General features: G+C 58.8%; 19 protein-coding genes. 10 read left to right on the top strand and 9 right to left on the bottom strand.

Features of this window, described 5'->3' with window-relative positions:
- Positions 1–32 precede the first annotated feature (32 nt).
- Positions 33–2,273 (bottom strand): xanthine dehydrogenase family protein molybdopterin-binding subunit, encoded by a 2,241-nt coding sequence (locus AC2FLG_RS12925; protein WP_496706493.1) that lies wholly within the window; start codon positions 2,271–2,273, stop codon positions 33–35.
- A gap of 3 nt (positions 2,274–2,276) precedes the next feature.
- Positions 2,277–2,741, bottom strand: a complete 465-nt coding sequence (locus tag AC2FLG_RS12920; protein ID WP_496690871.1) for a (2Fe-2S)-binding protein — start codon at positions 2,739–2,741, stop codon at positions 2,277–2,279.
- A gap of 102 nt (positions 2,742–2,843) precedes the next feature.
- Between AC2FLG_RS12920 and AC2FLG_RS12915 the strand changes: the two genes are divergently transcribed.
- Positions 2,844–3,422: a TetR/AcrR family transcriptional regulator gene (locus AC2FLG_RS12915; protein ID WP_142634953.1), complete on the top strand. Its 579-nt coding sequence runs from the start codon at positions 2,844–2,846 to the stop codon at positions 3,420–3,422.
- Here AC2FLG_RS12915 and kynU read toward each other — a convergent pair.
- Positions 3,415–4,608 (bottom strand): kynureninase, encoded by a 1,194-nt coding sequence (gene kynU, locus AC2FLG_RS12910; RefSeq protein ID WP_496706491.1) that lies wholly within the window; start codon positions 4,606–4,608, stop codon positions 3,415–3,417. The two genes, AC2FLG_RS12915 and kynU, sit on opposite strands and share 8 nt — an antisense overlap.
- A 183-nt stretch (positions 4,609–4,791) precedes the next feature.
- Here kynU and AC2FLG_RS12905 point away from each other — a divergent pair, with 183 nt between their 5' ends.
- The 7 genes from AC2FLG_RS12905 (at position 4,792) to AC2FLG_RS12875 (ending at position 12,711) form a co-directional block, all read left to right on the top strand.
- Positions 4,792–5,244, top strand: coding sequence for a methyltransferase family protein (locus tag AC2FLG_RS12905; RefSeq protein ID WP_142634949.1), 453 nt, complete (start codon positions 4,792–4,794; stop codon positions 5,242–5,244).
- A 128-nt stretch (positions 5,245–5,372) separates the two neighbouring features.
- Positions 5,373–6,944, top strand: a complete 1,572-nt coding sequence (locus AC2FLG_RS12900; RefSeq protein WP_142634946.1) for a Re/Si-specific NAD(P)(+) transhydrogenase subunit alpha — start codon at positions 5,373–5,375, stop codon at positions 6,942–6,944.
- 13 nt (positions 6,945–6,957) lie between these two features.
- Complete coding sequence (locus AC2FLG_RS12895) at positions 6,958–8,412, top strand: NAD(P)(+) transhydrogenase (Re/Si-specific) subunit beta (protein WP_496690868.1); 1,455 nt, start codon at positions 6,958–6,960, stop codon at positions 8,410–8,412.
- A gap of 160 nt (positions 8,413–8,572) precedes the next feature.
- Positions 8,573–8,929: a VOC family protein gene (locus tag AC2FLG_RS12890; RefSeq protein ID WP_496706490.1), complete on the top strand. Its 357-nt coding sequence runs from the start codon at positions 8,573–8,575 to the stop codon at positions 8,927–8,929.
- Positions 8,930–9,037: 108 nt separating this feature from the next.
- Entirely contained in the window at positions 9,038–10,315 is a 1,278-nt protein-coding gene (locus AC2FLG_RS12885; protein ID WP_142634941.1) for a DUF3422 family protein, read from the top strand.
- Between the two features lie 68 nt (positions 10,316–10,383).
- Positions 10,384–11,532 (top strand): MFS transporter, encoded by a 1,149-nt coding sequence (locus AC2FLG_RS12880; protein WP_496706488.1) that lies wholly within the window; start codon positions 10,384–10,386, stop codon positions 11,530–11,532.
- Between the two features lie 15 nt (positions 11,533–11,547).
- Entirely contained in the window at positions 11,548–12,711 is a 1,164-nt protein-coding gene (locus AC2FLG_RS12875; RefSeq protein ID WP_496706487.1) for a M20 aminoacylase family protein, read from the top strand.
- A gap of 28 nt (positions 12,712–12,739) precedes the next feature.
- Here the strand turns inward: AC2FLG_RS12875 and AC2FLG_RS12870 are convergent, their stop codons facing one another.
- Both AC2FLG_RS12870 and moaA read right to left on the bottom strand, forming a co-directional pair.
- Positions 12,740–14,050 (bottom strand): 3-deoxy-D-manno-octulosonic acid transferase, encoded by a 1,311-nt coding sequence (locus tag AC2FLG_RS12870; RefSeq protein ID WP_496706486.1) that lies wholly within the window; start codon positions 14,048–14,050, stop codon positions 12,740–12,742.
- A gap of 1 nt (position 14,051) precedes the next feature.
- A complete protein-coding gene (moaA, locus tag AC2FLG_RS12865; protein ID WP_496706484.1) occupies positions 14,052–15,059 on the bottom strand; it encodes a GTP 3',8-cyclase MoaA in 1,008 nt (335 codons plus the stop codon).
- A gap of 90 nt (positions 15,060–15,149) precedes the next feature.
- Here moaA and AC2FLG_RS12860 point away from each other — a divergent pair, with 90 nt between their 5' ends.
- Positions 15,150–15,566: a hypothetical protein gene (locus AC2FLG_RS12860; protein ID WP_142634930.1), complete on the top strand. Its 417-nt coding sequence runs from the start codon at positions 15,150–15,152 to the stop codon at positions 15,564–15,566.
- On the opposite strand, the gene AC2FLG_RS12855 is transcribed toward AC2FLG_RS12860, so the two are convergent.
- The 4 genes from AC2FLG_RS12855 to glmU are packed head-to-tail and all read right to left on the bottom strand — an operon-like array spanning position 15,554 to position 19,965.
- Positions 15,554–16,243 (bottom strand): DNA alkylation repair protein, encoded by a 690-nt coding sequence (locus AC2FLG_RS12855; RefSeq protein ID WP_142634928.1) that lies wholly within the window; start codon positions 16,241–16,243, stop codon positions 15,554–15,556. The genes AC2FLG_RS12860 and AC2FLG_RS12855 overlap by 13 nt on opposite strands.
- Positions 16,240–16,785 carry a pyridoxamine 5'-phosphate oxidase family protein gene (locus AC2FLG_RS12850; RefSeq protein ID WP_496702129.1) on the bottom strand — a complete coding sequence of 182 codons (546 nt, stop codon included), beginning with the start codon at positions 16,783–16,785 and terminating at the stop codon, positions 16,240–16,242. The genes AC2FLG_RS12855 and AC2FLG_RS12850 overlap by 4 nt, the downstream gene beginning before the upstream one ends.
- Before the next feature lie 3 nt (positions 16,786–16,788).
- Complete coding sequence (glmS, locus tag AC2FLG_RS12845; RefSeq protein ID WP_496706482.1) at positions 16,789–18,609, bottom strand: glutamine--fructose-6-phosphate transaminase (isomerizing); 1,821 nt, start codon at positions 18,607–18,609, stop codon at positions 16,789–16,791.
- Between the two features lie 3 nt (positions 18,610–18,612).
- A complete protein-coding gene (gene glmU, locus AC2FLG_RS12840; protein ID WP_271950216.1) occupies positions 18,613–19,965 on the bottom strand; it encodes a bifunctional UDP-N-acetylglucosamine diphosphorylase/glucosamine-1-phosphate N-acetyltransferase GlmU in 1,353 nt (450 codons plus the stop codon).
- A gap of 134 nt (positions 19,966–20,099) precedes the next feature.
- Here glmU and AC2FLG_RS12835 point away from each other — a divergent pair, with 134 nt between their 5' ends.
- On the top strand, positions 20,100–20,771 hold the full coding sequence (locus tag AC2FLG_RS12835; RefSeq protein WP_142634920.1) for an HAD-IA family hydrolase: 672 nt from the start codon (positions 20,100–20,102) through the stop codon (positions 20,769–20,771).
- The last annotated feature ends 34 nt before the right edge of the window (positions 20,772–20,805 follow it).

Genomic DNA, 20,805 nt, shown 5'->3' with positions numbered 1-20,805 from the left:
CGGCCCTGATTGAAGGGACCGGCGCTTTGCTATCAAACCAGCAGATTGAATTGATTGATCAACGGCAAGCTGCGGGCGCGCTTGCCGGTAAGGTCGAACAGGGCGTTGCCAAGTGCTGGCATCGACGGAGGCGTCCCCGGCTCGCCCACACCACCCAGATGGCGATTGGTTTCCAGAATGCGGACCTCGGTCACCGGGGCATTATGCATCCGCAGCGCGTCATAGTCGGGGAAGTTGTATTGCTCGACCTCACCGTCGGCGAAGGTGATCTCACCCATCACGGCTGCTGACAGGCCATAGATCATGCCACCGAACATCTGCGCCTCGACCGTTCCCGGATCCAAAGCAATACCCACATCACAGGCAATCCACGCTTTTGCGATGCGAACGGTGCCGTCCTCATCGACCACCTCGATCACCTGCGCTACCGGGGTGCCAAAGCTGTAGGTCATTGCTACGCCACGACCAAAACCGGCAGGCGTTTCACCCGTCCAACCTGACATTTCCTTGACGGCTTGCAGGACAGCTGCCGACGGCGCGTGCTCGGTTTGGGCCAGCTCAAGACGGAACTCCAGCGGGTCGCGACCGGCGGCCAGGGCCAGCTCGTCCATGAATGTCTCGTGGAAGAACCCGTTATGGCTATTACCGACCGAACGCCAGAACCCGACAGGTACATCCAGATCGGCGATGTGGCCGCTGACGCGGTAGTTCGGCACGGCATAGGGCTGGTTAAAAAGACCTTCGACCAGGACCTTGTCGGGGCCAGCGCCGGGCAAGCCCGATATGCGTTCCACGGCCTGTTGCGTGCAGGATTGCGATGCAACCTTGGCGTCGATCAGAACTGCCTTGCCGTCTTTGACCGCGCCGCGCATCCGCGCCAGCGCGCCGGGGCGGTAGAAATCGTGGCGCATGTCCTCATCGCGGCTCCAGGTGGTCTGGACCGGAGTATTGGGCATGGCCATGGCGACCTTGGTTGCGATTTCGATGAAATCCAGCTCTCCGCGACGACCAAATCCGCCCCCAAGATAGGTGGTGTGAATCTCGACCGCTTCTTTATCCAAATTCGCCGTGTTTGCAGCGCGGGTCAGAAGGAAGGTCGGCGCCTGGTTGCCACACCACAGCTCGAGGTTGGAACCAGTGAACAGCGCGGTGGCGTTCATCGGTTCCATCGTGGAATGCGCCAGATAGGGTACCTGATATTCAGCGGTAATTTCGGTGGCCCCTTCGGGCAAGGTTTCAACATCGCCATCGTCACGCATGGTCGAATTTGGCGAGTCGTCAAACGCCTCGGCAATTTTTGCGAATATACCGTCAGTATCCGGCGGGTAGGGGGCGTCGGCCCAATCGACGTCTATGGCCTCAACCGCTTGAATGGCCAGCCAGGTGTTATTGGCAATAACGGCCACGCCGTTGCCCAGATCGACCACCTTTTCCACGCCGGGCATGGATTCCGCAGCGCTGGCGTCAAAGCCGTTCATCGCACCGCCCAGTTTCGGGTTCATCCGGACCGAGGCGAATTTCAGACCTTCGGGGCGCACGTCGATGCCAAACTCGGCCGTGCCCGTGGATTTTCCAACCATGTCGACTCGTGGCAGATTCTGTCCCAGCAAACGCCAGTCTGAGGGATCGCGCAGCTCGACCTGCATGGGTTCGATCTGCCCGGCGGCCTCAGCCAGTTCGGTATAGGGAATGCGCGTCCCGTCCGGCGCGATCACGGCGCCGTTTTCGGTCTTCAACTGGTCACGCTCCAGGCCCAGACGATCAGCCGCTGCTTGTTTCAGCGTTTCCCGGGCTGTTGCCCCGGCTTCCCGCATGCGTTCGAACCCATCGCGCATCGAGGTCGAGCCGCCTGTGACCTGCAGACTGACAACCTTGCCCAGAACGCCCAGCGACTGTGCCAGATTGTGCTGGAAATTCGAGATGTCATATCCCTTGTTCGGCAGGCTCTCACCCAAAATGGCCGAGTTGTAATAGGCGGCTGCCGCAGGCCCATGAAGGACCCGGATATCGTCCAATTCGACGTCCAGTTCTTCGGCAATCAGGGCTGCCCAAGTGGTCATTACGCCCTGTCCCATCTCGGCACGTGGCGCGAACAGGGTAACGCCCTGCTGATCAATCAGGATGAACGGGCTAAGCGCGGTTTCCCCATCACCAGGCTTCAGCGGGTTGGCTGCCGGGCGGCTGACATAATAGGCGCCAAACGCGACGCCGCCAACAATGGCGGCTGAGCCGATAAGAAACGTGCGGCGAAGAATTTTTCCTACGGAAGCCATCGCTTATGCCTCCTTCAGTCTGGAGGCTGCGTCATGGATCGCGGCACGGATACGGGGATAGGTGCCGCAGCGGCACAGATTGCCCTGCATCGCATCGTCTATGTCCTGATCCGTGGGGCTGGGGTTCTCGGCCAATAGCGCGGCGGCCTGCATGACCTGACCCGATTGGCAATAACCGCATTGCGCAACCTGATGGTCAACCCAGGCCTGCTGTATCTTGGCCATCGCATCCGGGCTGCCCAGACCTTCGATTGTGGTGACGTCACCCCAGACATCGGACAAGGCAACCTGGCAAGAGCGCACGGCTTCTCCGTCTATATGAACGGTACAGGCGCCGCATGCCGCAACCCCGCAGCCAAACTTGGTGCCGGTCAGTCCGATCTCGTCGCGCAGAACCCATAAAAGGGGGACATCCTCGGGTAGATCGACCTCATATGACGTCCCATTTATCTTTAAGCTGGCCGTCATGGCTGCGTCTCCCTCTTGGCATTTAGTGACGTTCTGACATAAATGGGTGTGAGTGTCAGAGTGTCAACTGACAAATTGAGTGAAAAGTGTCAAAAGGTTCAGATGAGAGATTTCGTGCTAGACGCAAAGTGCCTTGCCATACTGGATTCGGCGCGTAAGGCATTCGCGGCTTACGGCTTTAAAAAGACGTCGATGGATGAAATCGCAAAGGGCGTGGGGATCTCGCGCCCGGCATTGTATCTGTATTTCGACAACAAAGAGGCGATCCTGCGCAGACTCACCGAGTTGCACTATGAGGAGAAGATCGAAGCCGTTGCGAAAGCCCTGCAGGCAGACGGCTCGGTTTCGCAGATCATCGGCCAGGCAATCCACGTGCAGACCGATGGTATGGCTCAGATCATGTCCTCTCCACACGGGATGGAACTGTTAGATGCAGGAAAGTCGCTGGCCTCGGATATCATCACGCAGGGCGAGGCCCGGCTGCAATCTTTATATACCGGGTGGCTACAGAAAGAAGCGTCGAATGATCGTGCCCGTTTGTTTGATGGCGCAAGAGAAACTGCGGAGACCATTGCCTCTGCGCTGCGGGGAAACAAAATCAGCGCGACGGATTTTCAAGAATTCGACCGGATGAACTCGAACCTTGCCGCCATGATTGGTGCAGCGTTGGAAATCAGGTAACCCGCTGTCTGACTTTGTATTCCGGTGCGTCCCATAACCGGTTGGTCATGATGTCGGCCAGAATGTCCACCGCGCCGTTTACATCCTGCTCATCGATATAGAGCGGGGTGAACCCAAAGCGCATGATGTCCGGGGCGCGGAAATCACCGATCACGCCGCGCGCGATCAAGGCCTGCATTGCGGCATAGCCATCGGCGAAACGGAATGAAACCTGACTGCCACGCTGCGCAGGGTCGCGGGGGCTGGCCAGTTTCAGGTTAGGGCAGGTGGCCTCGACGCCCGAAATAAACAGCTCGGTCAGTTCGATTGACTTGGCGCGCACGTCTTTGATGTTGGCCATGTCCCAGATGTCCATCGCCGCAGACAGCGCGGTCATCTGGATGATCGGAGGTGTGCCGACACGCATCCGCTCGATACCCTGTCCGGGGCGGTAATCCAGATCGAACGTGAACGGGGCTTCATGGCCCAGCCACCCGGATAATGCAGGGCGCACGCGATCGGCATGGCGGGGCGCCACATAGATGAACGCCGGCGCGCCAGGGCCTCCGTTCAGATACTTATAGCTGCAGCCAACGGCAAAATCCGCTTTGCAACTGGACAGCTCAACCGGGATCGCCCCTGCGGAATGGGCCAAATCCCAAACGGTTATTGTGCCGTTCGCATGGGCCTGTTCCGTCAGCGCCTTCATGTCATGGATCCGGCCAGACCGGTAATCGACCTCGGTCAGCATCAGAACCGCGACGTCTTTGGTGATGTTTTCGGCAACATCCTCGGGTGCGACCACCCGTAATTCGTATTCCGATCCGAGTGAACGCAGCAGGCCGTCGACCATATAAAGGTCCGAAGGGAAATTGCCGTTATCAGACAGCACAACCTTGCGGTCGGGGCAAAGCTCCAGCGCCGAGGCAACAGCCTGATAGACCTTGATCGACAGGGTATCGCCGGTCACGATGGTACCCGGTTCCGCCCCGATCAACCGCCCGATACGGTCGCCAAGCCCGGTCGGAAGCCCCATCCACCCGGCCTTGTTCCAACCGGTGATCAGCATTTGACCCCATTCGTGTGTCATCATTCCACTCACCCGCTCGGCGGCAGCACGTGGCAATGGGCCAAGCGAGTTGCCGTCCAGATAAATGGTTCCATTCGGCAGATCGAACATGGCTTTGGTTGCAGCGAAATCAGTCATGGAGGTCCTGTGCAGAATTCTGACAAATGTCTGACTAAAGGGCTATCTGATCAGTTCTGCCGTGTCTACGCGTTCGGCCGAAAATGCACAGATGCGACCAACTGTGGTTTTGCTTTCGTGGATGCAAAGCGGTACATACCCCGACAAATGCGACATCCATACCGCAGGATCAGAGGAACAAGCATGAAGCGCAAACTCGACATTCCGCCCGCTTGGTTGGTGGCCTTTGCTGTTCTCGCCTGGCTGCAGGCGAACTATGCGTCCTTCGGTCTGTCGCTGGCCAGCGGGTTTACCGACCTGCTCAGCGGCCTTCTGATCGGGGGCGGCGTCGTTCTTGTCGTGCTGGCGATTGCCGAGTTTCGTCGACATCGAACAACCGTCCTGCCGCATGAAACTCCATCGAGTCTGGTTCAAACAGGTATCTTCAAGCGCAGCCGCAATCCGATCTACGTTGGCGATGTACTTATTCTGGCCGGCTTGATTCTGCGTTTCGACGCGGTGCTGTCCTTGGTGTTGATGCCTGTTTTTGTCTGGATTTTGGAACGCAGGTTTATTGTGCCGGAAGAAAACCGTATGCGCCGTGCCTTTCGCACGGATTTCGCCAGATATGAAAGGCAAACCCGCCGCTGGATCTGAGGTGGACGGGATTTTACACGACGTAACAATGCTGCGCTTGCGAAATAATCTTGCGCAGTTAAAACTGGTTCTTCAGATAGAATGCCAACTATCCTTGCGAACTGACCGAAAATTAGGGGGACGCGCCGTTGAAGATTGGAACGCCAAAGGAAACATTTGACGGTGAGAACCGGGTCGCGATGACTCCGGATTCAGCCCGTCAACTGCAAAAGCTCGGGTATGAGTGCCTGATCGAGAAAGGGGCCGGCGCTGCGGCCGGGTTCTCGGACGCCACATATAAAGAGGCGGGTGTCGAGGTTATCGGAACCGCGGCTGCGCTGTGGAAAGCCGCCGACATCGTCGCCAAGGTACGTCAGCCAAATGAAACCGAGCTGAAGCGTCTTGCCAAGGGCAAGACATTGATCTCGTTCTTCAACCCCGCAGGGAATGAAAAGGGCATGGAGGCCGCCAAGTCCAAGGGCGCCAACGTGATCGCCATGGAAATGGTGCCGCGTATCAGTCGTGCCCAGAAGATGGACGCTCTGTCGTCGATGGCCAACATAGCGGGCTACCGCGCGGTGATCGAAGCGGGTAACAACTTTGGCCGGTTCTTCACCGGTCAGGTGACGGCTGCTGGTAAAGTACCGCCTGCCAAGGTTCTGATCGTAGGTGCCGGTGTGGCCGGTCTGGCCGCCATTGGCACCTCGACCTCTCTGGGTGCGATCACCTATGCGTTCGACGTACGCCCCGAAGTGGCGGAGCAGGTTGAATCCATGGGCGCCGAATTCGTCTATCTGGACTTCGAAGAAGACCAGCAGGACGGCGCGGCAACCGGCGGTTACGCGAGTGTTCAGTCCGATGAATTCCGCGAGGCACAGCTGGCCAAGTTCCGCGAGCTTGCTCCGGAAATGGACATCGTGATCACCACCGCGTTGATCCCCAACCGCGAAGCGCCCGAGCTTTGGACCAAGGACATGGTCGAAGCGATGAAACCGGGTTCGGTGATCGTGGACCTTGCGGCGGAAAAAGGCGGCAACTGCAAGCTGACCGTTGCTGACGAGAAGATCGTGACCGATAATGGCGTGACCATCATCGGCTATACCGATTTCCCAAGCCGGATGGCGGCACAGTCTTCGTCGCTTTACGCAACCAACATCCGTCACATGATGACAGACCTGACGCCTGAAAAGGACGGTCAGATCAACCATGACATGGAAGACGACGTGATCCGCGGCGCAACCGTGACGCATGAAGGTGAAATCACCTTCCCGCCACCGCCGCCGAAAGTTCAGGCGATTGCCGCTCAGAAAAAGCCTGAGGTCAGGGAGCTGACCCCGGAGGAGAAAAAGGCGCAGGAAGTTGCGGCCTTCAAGGCGCAAACCAAACAGCAGTTCACCTTGCTGGGTATCGGCGGTGCGCTAATGCTGTTGATCGGTCTGATTGCTCCGGCCAGCTTCATGCAGCACTTCATCGTCTTTGTGCTGGCGATCTTCGTGGGATTCCAGGTGATCTGGGGCGTCGCGCACAGCCTGCACACGCCTCTGATGGCGATTACCAACGCGATCTCGTCGATCATCATCGTTGGCGCAGTGATGCAGATCGGATCCGGGTCGTTCCTGGTTATTCTGCTGGCGGCTCTGTCCGTATTCATGGCCGGGATCAACATCTTCGGTGGCTTCCTCGTAACTCGGCGCATGCTTGCCATGTTCCAGAAATCTTAAGGAGGCCGGGCACATGGATTATGGCTTCACCACTGCCGCCTACGTTGTTGCGGCTGTTCTGTTCATCCTCTCGCTTGGCGGCCTGTCGAACCAGGAAAGCGCCAAGCGCGCTGTCTGGTATGGCATCGTCGGTATGGCGCTGGCGGTTTTCGCTACGCTGGTCGGCCCCGGTTCGGGCTTGTGGCTGCTGTCACTGCTGCTGATCATAGGTGGTGGTCTGATCGGTCAATATGTGGCGCAGCGCGTCCAGATGACCGAGATGCCACAGCTTGTGGCTGCGATGCATTCGCTGGTTGGTTTGGCGGCTGTGTTCGTGGGTTTCAACGCGCATTTTGAAATCAAGAATGTCGCCGAAGTTTTTGCGGTTGTTGATGCCGCCAAAGACGTCGACCTGTCCGACCTGGGCGCGTTTGCCAAGCTGATCGCCAAGAAGACAGCGGCAGAGCTGGCAATCCTGCACGTGGAACTGTTCCTGGGCATCTTCATCGGCGCGATCACCTTTACCGGTTCGGTCGTGGCTTATGGCAAGCTGGCTGGCAAGGTCACATCGACGGCAACCAAACTGCCCGGTGGTCACGCGCTGAATGCGTCTGCGGCGGGGCTCTCGCTGATCTGTCTGGTTTGGTACACGTCCACGGGCGGATTCCTGCCCCTGTTCCTGATGACGCTGGCCGCCTTGTTTATTGGTTATCACCTGATTATGGGCATCGGCGGTGCCGACATGCCGGTGGTTGTGTCGATGCTGAACAGCTATTCAGGCTGGGCGGCTGCGGCCATCGGCTTTTCGCTGGGCAACGACCTGCTGATCGTGGTCGGTGCGTTGGTGGGCTCGTCCGGTGCGATCCTCTCCTACATCATGTGTAAGGCGATGAACCGGCACTTTGTCAGTGTGATCTTGGGTGGCTTTGGTGGTCCGCAAGGTGAGCAGATGGCTGTCGAAGGCGAGCAGATTGCAATTGAGGCCGACGGTGTTGCCGCAGCCCTGAATGACGCCGACAGCGTGGTGATCATTCCGGGCTATGGCATGGCCGTGGCGCAGGCACAGCAATCGGTGTCCGAACTGGTTCGCAAGCTGCGGGCGCAGGGCAAGAATGTGCGCTTTGCGATCCACCCGGTTGCCGGTCGTTTGCCGGGCCACATGAACGTTCTGCTGGCCGAGGCCAAGGTGCCGTATGACATCGTTCTGGAAATGGACGAGATCAACGAGGACTTCCCGGAAACGGATGTTGCCATCGTCATCGGTTCGAACGACATCGTGAACCCTGCAGCACAGGAAGACCCCAACAGCCCGATCGCCGGTATGCCGGTTCTGGAATGCTGGAAGGCCAAGCAGGTGTTCGTGTCCAAACGTGGTCAGGGTACGGGGTATTCGGGTATCGAAAACCCGCTGTTCTTCAAAGAGAACACCCGCATGTTCTATGGCGACGCGAAACAGTCGCTGGACAAGCTGCTGCCAATGATCGATTGATCTAAAGCCTTAACCAAAATGCAAAGGGCGCCTTCGGGCGCCCTTTTCTTGTTTGTCATGTTGGGGGCTTTGCCTCCAAGCCCCCAAGATTTTTTTGGCCAGATGAGGCGGGCGGAATGTGGTATCCTTGGGCTATTATAGAGAGACTAGGAGGTGCCCCATGGAAAAGGTCAACGGCATAGGTGGCATGTTTTTTCGCGCCAGAGATCCGGAAGCGTTGCGGGATTGGTACGAGACCCATCTTGGCGTTCATCATTACGATCCCGTCCCCTGGAAACAGCGCGAAGGCTATACGGTCTTTGCCCCGTTTGCGCAGGACACCGATTATTTTGGCCGCGCCGAGCAGCAGTGGATGATCAATTTTCGGGTTGACGATCTGTCTGCCATGACGACCCAGTTGCAAGCCGCAGGCATTGCCGTCGAGTCCAATCCGGAATGGGATAGCGAGGTTGGAAAATTCGCACGTATTCACGACCCTGAGGGCAACCCAATCGAACTGTGGCAGCCAAATCAATGACATAAGGGGTTTGTATACCGTAGTATCCATGTAAGCTATTGAAATAAAAAGATAATTGATGTATTTTTGAACTGTCGTATAGTGCGCCGGACAACGCCGGAGCATTCAATGACGCCGATCGACGATCATCCATTGCGCTATTCGCTGGCCAACGAGCTGCATGCGCGCCCGTTTCCCGTGGCCTCGACGCCATGCACCGTTGCGTTTTTGGCCATCAAGAAACCCGTGGCGGCTGTTGCGCGGGACCGGAGCGAAGACATTGCCCATCTGGTCAATCTTTTGGACCGACACGGTGCGCAGCACCCGCAGCCGGACGCGACGCATTACGCTGGCCAGATCGGGCGTCACTGGCTCAAGTGGGAGCAGCACACGGAATTTGTGACCTATACGGCGATCACCCGGAATGTCAGTGACCGGGCCTTCAACCCCGCTGATTTTGAGGCTTTCCCACCTGATTGGCTGATGGCCAGCCCGGGCCAGAGGATAACCTCGGCCATGGTTCGGGTGACTGAAAGACCAGATGATGAGGCGGTAAAAGCCGCGCTGGCCGAATGGTTCGAACCCGAAAGCCTTGCGGTTGCGCGCGTGCTGGATGATGCTGCGATTTGTGCCAGTGACTTTCGGATTGATCCGGCTGGGCATATGCGGTTCGCGCTCTTCGTGACCAAGGGAACAGGACAGCGCCGAACCGGGCGCATCATCCAGCGCCTGTGCGAGATCGAAACCTACAAGGCCATGTCCATGTTGGGCTTTGCTCGCATCAAGCAACTGATGCCGAAAATCGGAGAGCTGGATGGAAAGCTGACCCGGCTTATGGGGCAGATGACAGATAACTCGGCGCATCCTGACGAACTACTGCCGGATCTGCTGTCAACATCCATCGAATTGGAAACGCTTTCTGCCCGATGCGCATTTCGCTTTGGGGCTACCGGGGCCTATGAAGCCATCGTGAACCAACGGATCGAAGTATTGCGCGAGGAAAGGTTCGAGGGCCGTCAGTCCTTTGCCGATTTCATGATGCGCAGGTATGAGCCCGCAATTCGGACAGTGAAAGCCACGGAAAGTCGGCTGCAGACCTTGTCCGACCGGGCGATCCGGGGGGGTGAGTTGCTGCGGACCCGGGTAGATGTGGAACGCAGCGCCCAGAATCAGGCATTGCTGGAAAGTATGGACCGCCGTGCTGATCTAGCCCTGAGGTTGCAGCACACAGTCGAGGGGCTTTCCGTGGTGGCGATTAGCTATTATGCGGTCTCACTGGCCAGCTATCTGTTGTACCCGTTGACCGCCACCGGGATCAGCAAGGGGATGCTGACCGCGGCGGCAACCTTGCCGGTTGTCCTGTGTGTCTGGCTGGGTATCAGGCATATACGAAAGCGGTTGGCCTGATCCGCGTTTGCTAAACCTTCCCTAGGCTGTAGAACTGACAGGGGCGGGCGCGGAGCAAAGGAAAATACGTGATCGGAATTATGGCCGCTTGGCGGGCCGTGGCGGCCATGTTCATTTTGAACGGCGCTTTGTTCGGGATCTGGGCCTCGCGTATTCCCGCAGTCAGGGATCACCTGGACCTGTCGCACGAAGCGCTTGGCTACGGCTTGCTGTTCATGGCGGCTGGGGCTGTGTGTTCGTTCCCGGTTACCGGACGTCTGACAGATCGGTTCGGGGCTGTGGTGATCACACGGATCATCGCCATTCTTTATACCGCCTCCCTTATCCTGCTGGCCTTTGCCGGAAGCTTTTGGGCGCTGGCGTTTTTCCTGTTCGTATTCGGGGCCTTCCACGGCTCGATGGATGTGGCGATGAACGCCTGGGCCGCCGAGGTTGAGCGCGCCTATGACAGGCCCGTCATGTCGTCGTTCCACGCCATGTGGAGCTTGGGGGCGGGTTTGGGCGCGTTGAGCGGATTTGGCGCGGTGCAAGCGGACCTGACGGTGATGCAGCACTTTTTGCTGGCCGGTGGCCTCGTGGTTGGGCTGACATTGGCCCTGTCCCGGGTGCAGTGGAATTCGCGCCGTGTTGCGCCCTCGGGCGGGGCGGTTTTTGCCCTCCCGTCGGGTGGGTTGATACTTGTCGGGTTCTTTGCCCTGTGCGGGGCGTTGGGTGAAGGGGCCGTCGCAGATTGGAGCGCGATCTTCCTGCGGGATGTGACCGGTGCGCCCGAAAGTGTCGCGGCGCTGGGATTTGCGGTGTTTTCGGTCACGATGGTCGCCTTCCGTCTTGCAGGCGGCGTCGTGATCGCGCGGTTCGGACCAACCGCAACGGCCCGTTTCGGAGGGGTATGCGCCGCCTTGGGGGTGCTGGCTGTGGTTTCGGCCGAAGGCCCCGGGATTGCTCTGGTTGGGTTTGGACTGATGGGGCTTGGATATGCAGTGATCATGCCGGTTGCGTTCAGCAGGGCGGCAAATGATCCGCATGTCCCGCCTGGTCAAGCCATCGCCAGCGTGGCCACATTAGGGTATGGCGGGTTGTTGATTGGCCCGCCCCTTATTGGGTTTCTGGCAGAGATGCTTACATTGCGTGTTGCATTCATGGCCTTGCTGCCGCTGGCTGTTTTCATTGTCCTGTTATCCGGCGCGTTGCGTCCCGGTGACAGCGACGAACGATGATTTTGGGAGATACACATGCCGATCAAAAACCGGTTCGCAGAACTGCAGAGTGAAATCACGGAATGGCGGCGTGATATCCACCAAAATCCAGAGATCCTGTTTGAAACCCATCGCACCAGTGCGCTGGTGGCGGAAAAGCTGAAAGAGTTCGGCTGCGATGAGGTGGTCACCGGAATTGGCCGAACGGGCGTGGTGGGTGTGATCAAGGGCAAGGCGGACACGGGCGGCAAGGTTATCGGTTTGCGTGCCGATATGGATGCGCTGCCGATCCATGAGGCGACCGGATTGGACTATGCCTCGAATACCGATGGGGCGATGCACGCCTGCGGCCATGATGGTCATACTGCGATGTTGTTGGGGGCGGCGAAATACCTTTCGGAAACACGGAATTTTGACGGGACAGTGGTGGTCATTTTCCAACCTGCCGAAGAAGGTGGCGGCGGTGGTCGTGAGATGTGTGAAGACGGGATGATGGACCGCTGGGGCATTCAGGAAGTCTACGGAATGCATAACTGGCCCGGCCGTCCGGTGGGCAGTTTCGCCATCCGTCCTGGCGCGTTTTTCGCAGCTACTGATCAGTTCGACATCGTTTTTGAAGGCAAGGGCGGCCACGCAGCCAAGCCGCATGAAACCGTGGATACAACGGTGATGGCGGCGCAGGCGGTTCTGGCGCTCCAGACCATCGCGGCGCGAAACGCTGACCCGGTGGATCAGGTGGTTGTTTCGGTGACCTCCTTCGAAACCTCTTCAAACGCATTCAACGTGATCCCTCAGACTGTAAAGCTGCGCGGTACGGTCCGTACAATGAGCCGGGACATGCGGGATATGGCCGAAAAGCGCGTGACCGAGATCTGCACCGGAGTGGCCGCCACATTTGGAGGAGCGGTTGAGGTGACCTATTACCGAGGCTACCCGGTGATGGTGAACAGTGATGATCAAACCGATTTCGCGGCCCAGGTGGCGCGGTCCGTCTCGGGCGATTGTGACCAGGCACCGCTGATCATGGGCGGCGAGGATTTCGCCTTTATGCTCGAAGAACGCCCCGGCGCTTATATTCTGGTGGGCAACGGGGACACCGCTGCAGTGCATCACCCTGAATACAACTTCAACGATGAGGCCATCCCTGCAGGATGCAGCTGGTGGGCCGAAATCGTGGAACAAAGGATGCCAGCGGCGTGATCCCAAGGGGCAGGCAGGTGCTCTGCCCCTAAACGCCGGTGGTCTTCAGGCCAAGCCGGTCGCACAGGGTCTCGACAATGGAATCGAGCGCGGATTTCTGCGTGTTGACGCAGGATTTTGCGGCATCGCGCGCTGTATCCAGCGCGTCCTGATCGCTGAGCCAAACCGCGACCGCGTCTGCCAGGGCCTGCGCCGAGTTCACCTCAACCGCGCCACCGGTTTCGATGAGCGGCGCAAAGGTCTCGGCAAAGTTGAAGTATCCGGGACCGGTTATTACTGCCGCCCCGGCCTGAGCGGGTTCGAACGGGTTATGTCCGCCGATCTCATGCAGCGAACCGCCCAGAAATACGATCGGGCAAAGCGCGTACCACGTGCCAGTCTCGCCCAGTGTGTCGGCAACATAGACCTGTGTTTCGGTGTCGATACGCCCTTCGGATGTTCGGAATACGGCAGTTTGAACAGCCTGTTTCAACAGCGCAGCCACATCCTGCCTGCGGTCGGGGTGGCGCGGGATCAACAGCAGCACAAGGTTGGGCCAGCGCTCCAACAATTTCGCATGGGCGGCTAGAACAATCTCTTCTTCTCCGGCATGGGTCGAGCTGGCGATCCACACAGGACGCCCTGCAATCTGGGTCTGAATATCTTCCAACACAAAATTATCGACCGGAAGCGGATCGGACATCGCTTTGAGGTTGGTTCCCGGTTGCACGCGGTCCGCCACAGCCCCCATGTCCACCAGATTAGCGGCGGTTTTGCCATTCTGGGTCAGGAACAGGCTGAAATTGTCCAAAATGAATCGTGCGGATTGCGGCCGTTTTTTCCAACCTTCGACGGATTTCTCTGACAGGCGGGCATTCAACAGGGCCAGAGGGATTCCCCGTCCAGCCGCGTCAACGATCAGGCGTGGCCAGATTTCGCTTTCGACAAATACTCCGGCTTCGGGGCGCCAGTGATCCAGAAATCGCCGGACCGGCCCTGCGGTGTCCAGCGGCGGATACTGGTGTCGCGTACGGGGTGGCATCCGTTTTTCGATCAGCGCCGCCGAAGTTGGGGTGCCCGAGGTCACCAGGAACTGGGCATCCGGCAGGCGTTCACCCAGCCGTTTGATCAGGCTGATGACCGACAGGGTTTCCCCCACACTTGCAGCGTGGAACCAGATCAATCGGCCCTTGGGGCGTGGTAGGCTGGCATGGCCGAGCCTTTCATGCTGACGAATTGTCGGGACATCTGCCGCCAGGAGTTTCTTGCGCACGGTGCGCCAAGCCAAAGGTGCGGCAACGGCGGTCAGGCTGCAATACAAACGGTAAAGCAGCGTCGGCTGGACAGAGGGGGCGGTCATGTCAGCCGCCCGTATGGCTCATGTGGCGGCTCATCTTGCCGTCGACCGCCTGGCGGGAATAGTCGAAGTCGTGGCCTTTGGGCTTAAGATTTATCGCCGCGCGGATGGCCTGTTCCAGCGGCGCCTCGGTATCGAGATGATCTCGCAGGGGGGCACGCAGATCGGCCATATCCTCTTGCCCCAGACACATATACAGCTCACCCGTACAGGTCAGGCGGACGCGATTGCAGCTTTCGCAGAAATTATGCGACAGCGGAGTGATAAAGCCGATCTTCTGGCCCGTTTCTTCAAGCCGCGCATATCGCGCCGGGCCACCGGTGCGTTCTGCCAGATCGGAGACGGTATAGTGGCTTTCATATTCCTTGCGGACATCCTTGAGCGACCAGTACTGATCCAGACGGTTCTCGTTCCCGATATCGCCCATCGGCATCACCTCGATCCAGGTCAGATCCATGTCGCGCTCAGCGCACCATTGGGTGATTGTTGGAAGTTCGGCCTCGTTGAAACCCTTCAGGGCCACAGCGTTGATCTTGACCCGCAGGCCAGCCTTTTGGGCAGTATCAATTCCGTTCAGAACCTGTTTCAACCGGCCCCAACGGGTGATCTGGCTGAATTTCTCATCATCCAACGTGTCCAGCGACACATTCACCCGGCGTACGCCCGCCGCATAGAGATCGTCAGCAAAGCGGTGCAGTTGCGAGCCATTGGTTGTCAGCGTCAGCTCTTTCAACGCGCCGCTGTCCAGATGCCGGGTCATGGCATGGAAGAATGACATGATGTTTCGGCGGACCAGCGGCTCGCCCCCGGTGATGCGCAGCTTTTCCACGCCCATCTTCACGAAGGTCGTGCACATACGGTCCAGCTCTTCCAGCGTCAGCAGATCCTTTTTCGGCAGGAACTTCATGTCTTCGGACATGCAGTAAACACAGCGAAAATCACAGCGATCCGTAACGGAGACGCGGAGATAGGTGATGGCACGTGCGAACGGGTCGATAAGCGGAGCTGTCATGAGTCATACGTAAAGCGGCGACTGGCCTGCGACAAGCCTGAACTGTGCTTTGTGCTGGCACAGTCCTGTGAGGGGGGCTAAGTTCAGGCCATGAAATACACTCTGCTGACCATTTGTATCCTTGTTGCGGGCTGTGACACTGTCCGCTCGACAACTGATCGGGTTTTCGGTCGCGACAAACCTGCGGCTGAACCAGAGGTCGCCGCGGAAGCTGACGTCACCGAATCCGTTCCGGTCCCCGCAACCGCCGCTGGTTGGGTTGGCGCCAAGACCACCATTGCCAGCTTGGGTGATCCGACAACGCCGGGACGCTGGATGGAAACGCCTTTGGTCGAGACAGAGTTCACAGGACGTGTTGTTGTGCCCAGAACAGGGGCGCAGGCCTATATCACGCTGGTCCCGGCCCGTGGGCCCGAAAGCGGCGGCAGCAGGCTGTCGCTGGATGCAATGCGGGCGCTGCTTTTGCCTTATGACGAACTTGTCGAGCTGGAAGTTTATTCCAACTGACCTTTCAGATATTTACCTGCTTCACGCCGGGCAAAGGGCTTCATGGCCGCACTATGGTCGCGCAGAAAGTTAACCACTCGGTCCGCGTCATGTTTCGACAGCTCGCGCAGCCACCATGCGATTGCTTTCTGGATGAACCAGTCACGGTCGGGCACATAGCCCGCTGCCCAGCCAAGAATACGGTCGCGCCGGTTCAGGTCTTCTGGCTTAGGGTGGTTCTGCTTGGTCCAGGGCAGGGTGGCGACCAGCGCGGCGCGCCGTGTCCACATATGGTCTGACGCTGTCCAGCTTTCGACCTGATCCAACCGCGCCGGGTCCGCAGACAAGCGTTTCTGCATCGCCATACAGGCGTGATCTGCCACCGCCCAGGCATCGAAATCTGGCAACCAGCTTTGCAGCAGGTCCCAAGCAGCCTCATCGGGGCGGATACGGGCTTGGGTCAGCAACTTGGCTGCGGCCAGACGGCCCTCATGGATATCGGTCTGCCAGAGGGCGTCAGCCAGATCCACCCGCGCAGCAACGTCCAGTTCCTGTCGCCATAGTTTGGTCAGGTCGTTCAGAACCGGATTTGCAACGCCCAGATAGAGGCGTTCGACCTTGTGATAAGCCGCCATCTGCACGGCGCGCTCGGGGTCGGCATGGGCCCGGATCTGGTCAAGATAGGTGACGGGGGTCATTGGTCCGCAGCGCGTGTTGGCTTGCCGTCGATCGTCTGATGGTTCCGCTCAACCCAATAATCGCGGATATCGTCATCGGACTTACCGTCGACCCATTTCTGCATCGTGTCCCTTTCGGACTGGTATTCCATGAACGGTACGGCATACCCGCAAGAGGTCTGAACCATGTCAATCGCAATGTCATAGATCTGGCGGGCGCTGCGGTGGTCGGGAAACAGCCCGGCCAACGCGTCCCAGCCCTCGTCCCCGGCATGCAATGTACGCGCGGTGCCATAGGTCCGCAGGATCAGCGGGCGTGTGGTGAAGGAACACCACATGAGGGTCATGCGATTGACCTCAAGCAAATGCCCGGCGGTTTCATTGCCACTGCCGGTCAGGTTCATCCAGACAATCCGATTGGGCCCCAGTACCCGCAGCGAGTCCATCCCTTTGGGAGAGATATTGACCCGTCCTTCAGGTCCGGCGGTGCCGACGAAGAACAGATGCTGATCCTCGATAAACTTGCGATGGGCGTCATCCAGCGCCGGAAATTGCTTGGACATGCGTCACTCCACCGTTACGGATTTCGCCAGATTGCGCGGCTGGTCCACATCCGTGCCCTTGGCCACCGCCGTATGATAGGCCAGCAGCTGAGCGGGCACCGAATAGAGGATCGGCGCAAGGCTAGGGTGCACATGCGGCATGCGGATCGTGCTCCAGACCCCGTCTTCGGCCTCGGCGATGCCGTCATCATCGGACACCAGGATGACTTTACCCTTGCGTGCCATGACCTCTTGCATATTCGACACGGTTTTGTCGAACACCGTGTCTCGCGGGGCCAGAACCACCACGGGCATGTGTTTGTCGATCAGGGCAATGGGGCCGTGCTTTAGCTCACCCGAAGCATAACCTTCGGCATGGATATAGCTGATTTCCTTGAGTTTCAGCGCCCCTTCCATCGCCAGCGGGTACATCAGGCCGCGTCCCAGAAACAGAACATCGCGCGCCTCGGACAAGCGCTGGGCGGATTTCCTGATGGCCCGGTTCTGATCCAACGCGGTGTTCAGCACGGAAGGCAGCCCGCGCAACGCGGCGGCGTGATCGGCAAGTTCCTCGTCGCTCAACGTGCCACGGTCCGCGGCAGCCTTGAGCGCCAGCATCAGCAACACGCTCAGCTGACAGGTGAAGGCTTTGGTCGAGGCGACGCCTATCTCGACCCCGGCATGGATCGGCAGGGCGATGTCACTTTCACGTGCGATCGAGCTTTCTGGAACATTGACGACAGAGACGACCTTGTCCGCTTTGCCGTCGCAATACCGCAGGGCGGCCAGCGTGTCGGCGGTTTCACCCGATTGGCTAACAAACAGCGCCATAGTGCGTTCCGGGATCGGAGGTTCACGATAGCGAAATTCGCTGGCGATATCGACTTCGACCGGTATTCTGGCAAGTTGCTCGAACCAGTATTTGGCGGTCAAACAGGCGTAGAAAGCAGTCCCGCAAGCGACCATCGTCAGACGGTCCAGCTTGGTGAAATCCAGATCCCCCGGCAGAACGACCTGATCCCCGGCAGAGGGCAGGTAGGACCGGATCGCCTCGGCAACCACAATCGGCTGTTCCGCGATTTCCTTGGCCATGAAATGCTTGTGCCCGGCCTTGTCGGCGCGGCTGTGATCCACTTTGATCTTGCGGGTTTCGCGATTGGCAAGCTCACCTGCTTCGTTGCGGATTTCCAGCGATGTGCGGGTCACAACCGCACGGTCACCTTCTTCCAGATAGGTGATGCGATCCGTCAGCGGCGCTAGCGCGATGGCGTCCGAGCCGACAAACATCTCTCCGTCCCCGTGCCCGATTGCCAGTGGCGAGCCTTTGCGCGCGGCCACGATCAGGTCATCTTCGCCGTCAAACAGAAAGGCCAAGGCAAATGCGCCGACCAGCCGGTCGATGGTTTTATAGGCGGCTTCAACCGGGGGCAGCCCTGATTTGAGGTAATGTTCAGCCATCAGGGCGACGGTTTCCGTATCGGTTTCGGTTTCGAACCCGATCCCGTGTTCCGCCAGCTCTGTCCGCAGCTCTCGATAGTTTTCAACGATGCCGTTGTGAACAACGGCAACCGGCCCGGCCCGGTGGGGATGCGCATTCGAAACTGTCGGCGCGCCATGGGTGGCCCAGCGGGTATGGCCGATACCGGATTTACCGAGAAGCGGGTCATGCACCAGCAGGTCGCTGAGGTTTACCAGCTTGCCTACAGCCCGACGCCGACCCAGGGATCCGCCATTGACCGTAGCAATGCCTGCACTGTCATACCCCCTGTATTCCAGCCGTTTTAGGGCCTCGACCAGGATAGGGGCAGCTTCGTGCTTGCCCAATACGCCTACAATCCCACACATCTGTCAGGCTCCTTTGTCGCGACGAGCCTTCTTCGCCGTCAACATGTCAAACAATTTACGCGCATAACCGGGCTTGTTGTCCTGCTTGGCGCGCGCAACGGCCAAAGCATCCGCTTCCACATCGCGCGTCACCACGGTTCCGGTGGCCGTCATCGCGCCGTCACCAATGGTGACAGGTGCCACCAACATGGTGTTCGATCCGACAAAGACGTTCTGGCCGATGGTCGTTTGGTGCTTCATCACGCCATCATAGTTGCAGGTGATCGTGCCCGCGCCGATATTTGTCGCCGCCCCAACCGTTGCGTCCCCGATATAGCTGAGATGGTTGACCTTGGCGCCTTCGGCGATCTCAGCATTCTTGATTTCAACAAAATTTCCGACGCGGGTGTTTTCCGCCAGCTCAGCGCCGGGGCGCAGGCGGGCATAGGGGCCGACGATGGCGCCGCGGCTGACATGGCAGCCCTCAAGATGCGAAAACGCGCGGATCGTTGCACCGCTTTCCACCGTGACACCGGGGCCAAAGACCACGTTGGGTTCGATCACCGTATCGCGGCCAATGACGGTATCAGCGGCCAGATAGACGGTTTCCGGCGCCATCAGCGTGACCCCCAAATCCAGCAGTTCGGCGCGGGCACGGGCCTGAAAAACCGCATCCGCAGCGGCCAGGTCAACGCGTGAGTTCACACCCAGCGTCTGTGCCTCGTCACAGGCGACTGCGGTGACATTCAGGCCACGGGATCGGGCGATTGCCACGACATCCGGCAGGTAATATTCACCGGCGGCATTGTCATTTCCCACGCTGTCGATCAGCGAAAACAGCAATTCAGCGTCACAGGCCAAAAGACCAGAATTACAAAGTGTTATATCGCGCTCTTTATCCGAGGCATCTTTGTATTCGACGATGCGTTCAAGGGCCTGTCCGTTCATGACCAACCGGCCATAGCGTGCAGGATCTGCGGCCTCAAAACCCAGAATAACCAGATCGTTCTTGGCCCGCGCTTCGATCATACGTTCCAACGTATCGGGTTGCAAAAAGGGCGTGTCTCCGTACAGAACAACCACGTCGCCGTTGAAACCCTGCAGCGCTTCGCGCGCCTGTGCGACAGCATGGGCGGTGCCCAGCTGTTCGGCCTGAATGGCGATTTGTGCGGTCTCGTCCTCGGCCAGGGTTGCTTTGGCAACGGCTTCGGACCCGTGCCCGGTGACAATGACGGTCCGCTCGGGCGACAGAACAGCACCAGCGCGCATGGCATGGACCAGCATAGGCGCCTGAGCAATCGGGTGCAGGACTTTCGGGATATCCGAATTCATCCTGGTGCCTTTACCGGCAGCAAGGATGACAAGGGCGATACTCATGAAATCGTTTTCTCTTTGTGTTTTGTTGCAGTCCGTTTTATCCGCTGAGGGTAAAGTCGCAAGCGGTTCAGCCATCAAACTAGATTGCCGTTTGCAACAAGACGTGGCGAAAACCCGCCGAGGCAGGAGGCGTAATGCGAACAGTCATCTTTGATCTGGACGGGACACTGGCGGATACTTCCGGGGATTTGCTGGAGGCCGCAAACCATTGTTTTCGCGATATGGGGCACGGCGATGTGCTGGTCCACGGGCAGGATGCTGGCATCGCTCTGCGTGGTGGGCGGATGATGCTGACCCACGGTTTGAAGCGGGTTGGGGCCTATGACGAGCAGGCTGTTCACGCTTATTACCCGATGCTTTTAGAAGCGTACTCGGAGGCGATTGACACCCATACCCGGTTTTATCCAGGCGCGCTGGACGCGGTTGGAAAGTTGAAAGAGGCCGGCTATGGCGTTGGTATCTGCACTAATAAACCCGAGGCTCTGGCACATCAGCTGCTGACCCAAATGGGTGTGCGCGACCGGTTTGGCTCACTCGTCGGCGCGGATACTTTGCCGGTTCGCAAACCCGATCCGGAGCCCCTGCGTGAAGCTGCCCGCCGGGCCGGCGGACACCCGGATCTGTGCGTTCTGATCGGGGATTCCGACACCGACCGGAATACGGCGCGTGCTGCAGGTGTACCTTCGGTGCTTGTAACATTCGGGCCATCTGGCGACGACATGGCTGCGCTGAAACCCGAAGCGCTGTTGCATCATTTTGATGACCTGCCGAAACTTGTTTTTGATTTGGTCGGAGCTGCAGCCTGACCCCTTGACCCCGGCCCATCGCGGCTGCAAGAGC

The sequence above is a fragment of the Ruegeria sp. CDSA193 genome, from assembly GCF_059611885.1.
The sequence above is the reverse complement of the archived record's forward strand: the minus strand, read 5'-3'. Positions and strand labels throughout refer to the sequence as shown.

What these genes read in the sequence shown, in the direction of transcription:
- AC2FLG_RS12925 (WP_496706493.1), bottom strand. Translation starts at nt 2,273, where the DNA reads ATGGCTTCCGTAGGAAAAATTCTTCGCCGCACGTTTCTTATCGGCTCA.
- AC2FLG_RS12920 (WP_496690871.1), bottom strand. Translation starts at nt 2,741, where the DNA reads ATGACGGCCAGCTTAAAGATAAATGGGACGTCATATGAGGTCGATCTA.
- AC2FLG_RS12915 (WP_142634953.1), top strand. Translation starts at nt 2,844, where the DNA reads ATGAGAGATTTCGTGCTAGACGCAAAGTGCCTTGCCATACTGGATTCG.
- kynU (WP_496706491.1), bottom strand. Translation starts at nt 4,608, where the DNA reads ATGACTGATTTCGCTGCAACCAAAGCCATGTTCGATCTGCCGAATGGA.
- AC2FLG_RS12905 (WP_142634949.1), top strand. Translation starts at nt 4,792, where the DNA reads ATGAAGCGCAAACTCGACATTCCGCCCGCTTGGTTGGTGGCCTTTGCT.
- AC2FLG_RS12895 (WP_496690868.1), top strand. Translation starts at nt 6,958, where the DNA reads ATGGATTATGGCTTCACCACTGCCGCCTACGTTGTTGCGGCTGTTCTG.
- AC2FLG_RS12890 (WP_496706490.1), top strand. Translation starts at nt 8,573, where the DNA reads ATGGAAAAGGTCAACGGCATAGGTGGCATGTTTTTTCGCGCCAGAGAT.
- AC2FLG_RS12885 (WP_142634941.1), top strand. Translation starts at nt 9,038, where the DNA reads ATGACGCCGATCGACGATCATCCATTGCGCTATTCGCTGGCCAACGAG.
- AC2FLG_RS12875 (WP_496706487.1), top strand. Translation starts at nt 11,548, where the DNA reads ATGCCGATCAAAAACCGGTTCGCAGAACTGCAGAGTGAAATCACGGAA.
- AC2FLG_RS12870 (WP_496706486.1), bottom strand. Translation starts at nt 14,050, where the DNA reads ATGACCGCCCCCTCTGTCCAGCCGACGCTGCTTTACCGTTTGTATTGC.
- moaA (WP_496706484.1), bottom strand. Translation starts at nt 15,059, where the DNA reads ATGACAGCTCCGCTTATCGACCCGTTCGCACGTGCCATCACCTATCTC.
- AC2FLG_RS12860 (WP_142634930.1), top strand. Translation starts at nt 15,150, where the DNA reads ATGAAATACACTCTGCTGACCATTTGTATCCTTGTTGCGGGCTGTGAC.
- AC2FLG_RS12855 (WP_142634928.1), bottom strand. Translation starts at nt 16,243, where the DNA reads ATGACCCCCGTCACCTATCTTGACCAGATCCGGGCCCATGCCGACCCC.
- AC2FLG_RS12850 (WP_496702129.1), bottom strand. Translation starts at nt 16,785, where the DNA reads ATGTCCAAGCAATTTCCGGCGCTGGATGACGCCCATCGCAAGTTTATC.
- glmS (WP_496706482.1), bottom strand. Translation starts at nt 18,609, where the DNA reads ATGTGTGGGATTGTAGGCGTATTGGGCAAGCACGAAGCTGCCCCTATC.
- glmU (WP_271950216.1), bottom strand. Translation starts at nt 19,965, where the DNA reads ATGAGTATCGCCCTTGTCATCCTTGCTGCCGGTAAAGGCACCAGGATG.
- AC2FLG_RS12835 (WP_142634920.1), top strand. Translation starts at nt 20,100, where the DNA reads ATGCGAACAGTCATCTTTGATCTGGACGGGACACTGGCGGATACTTCC.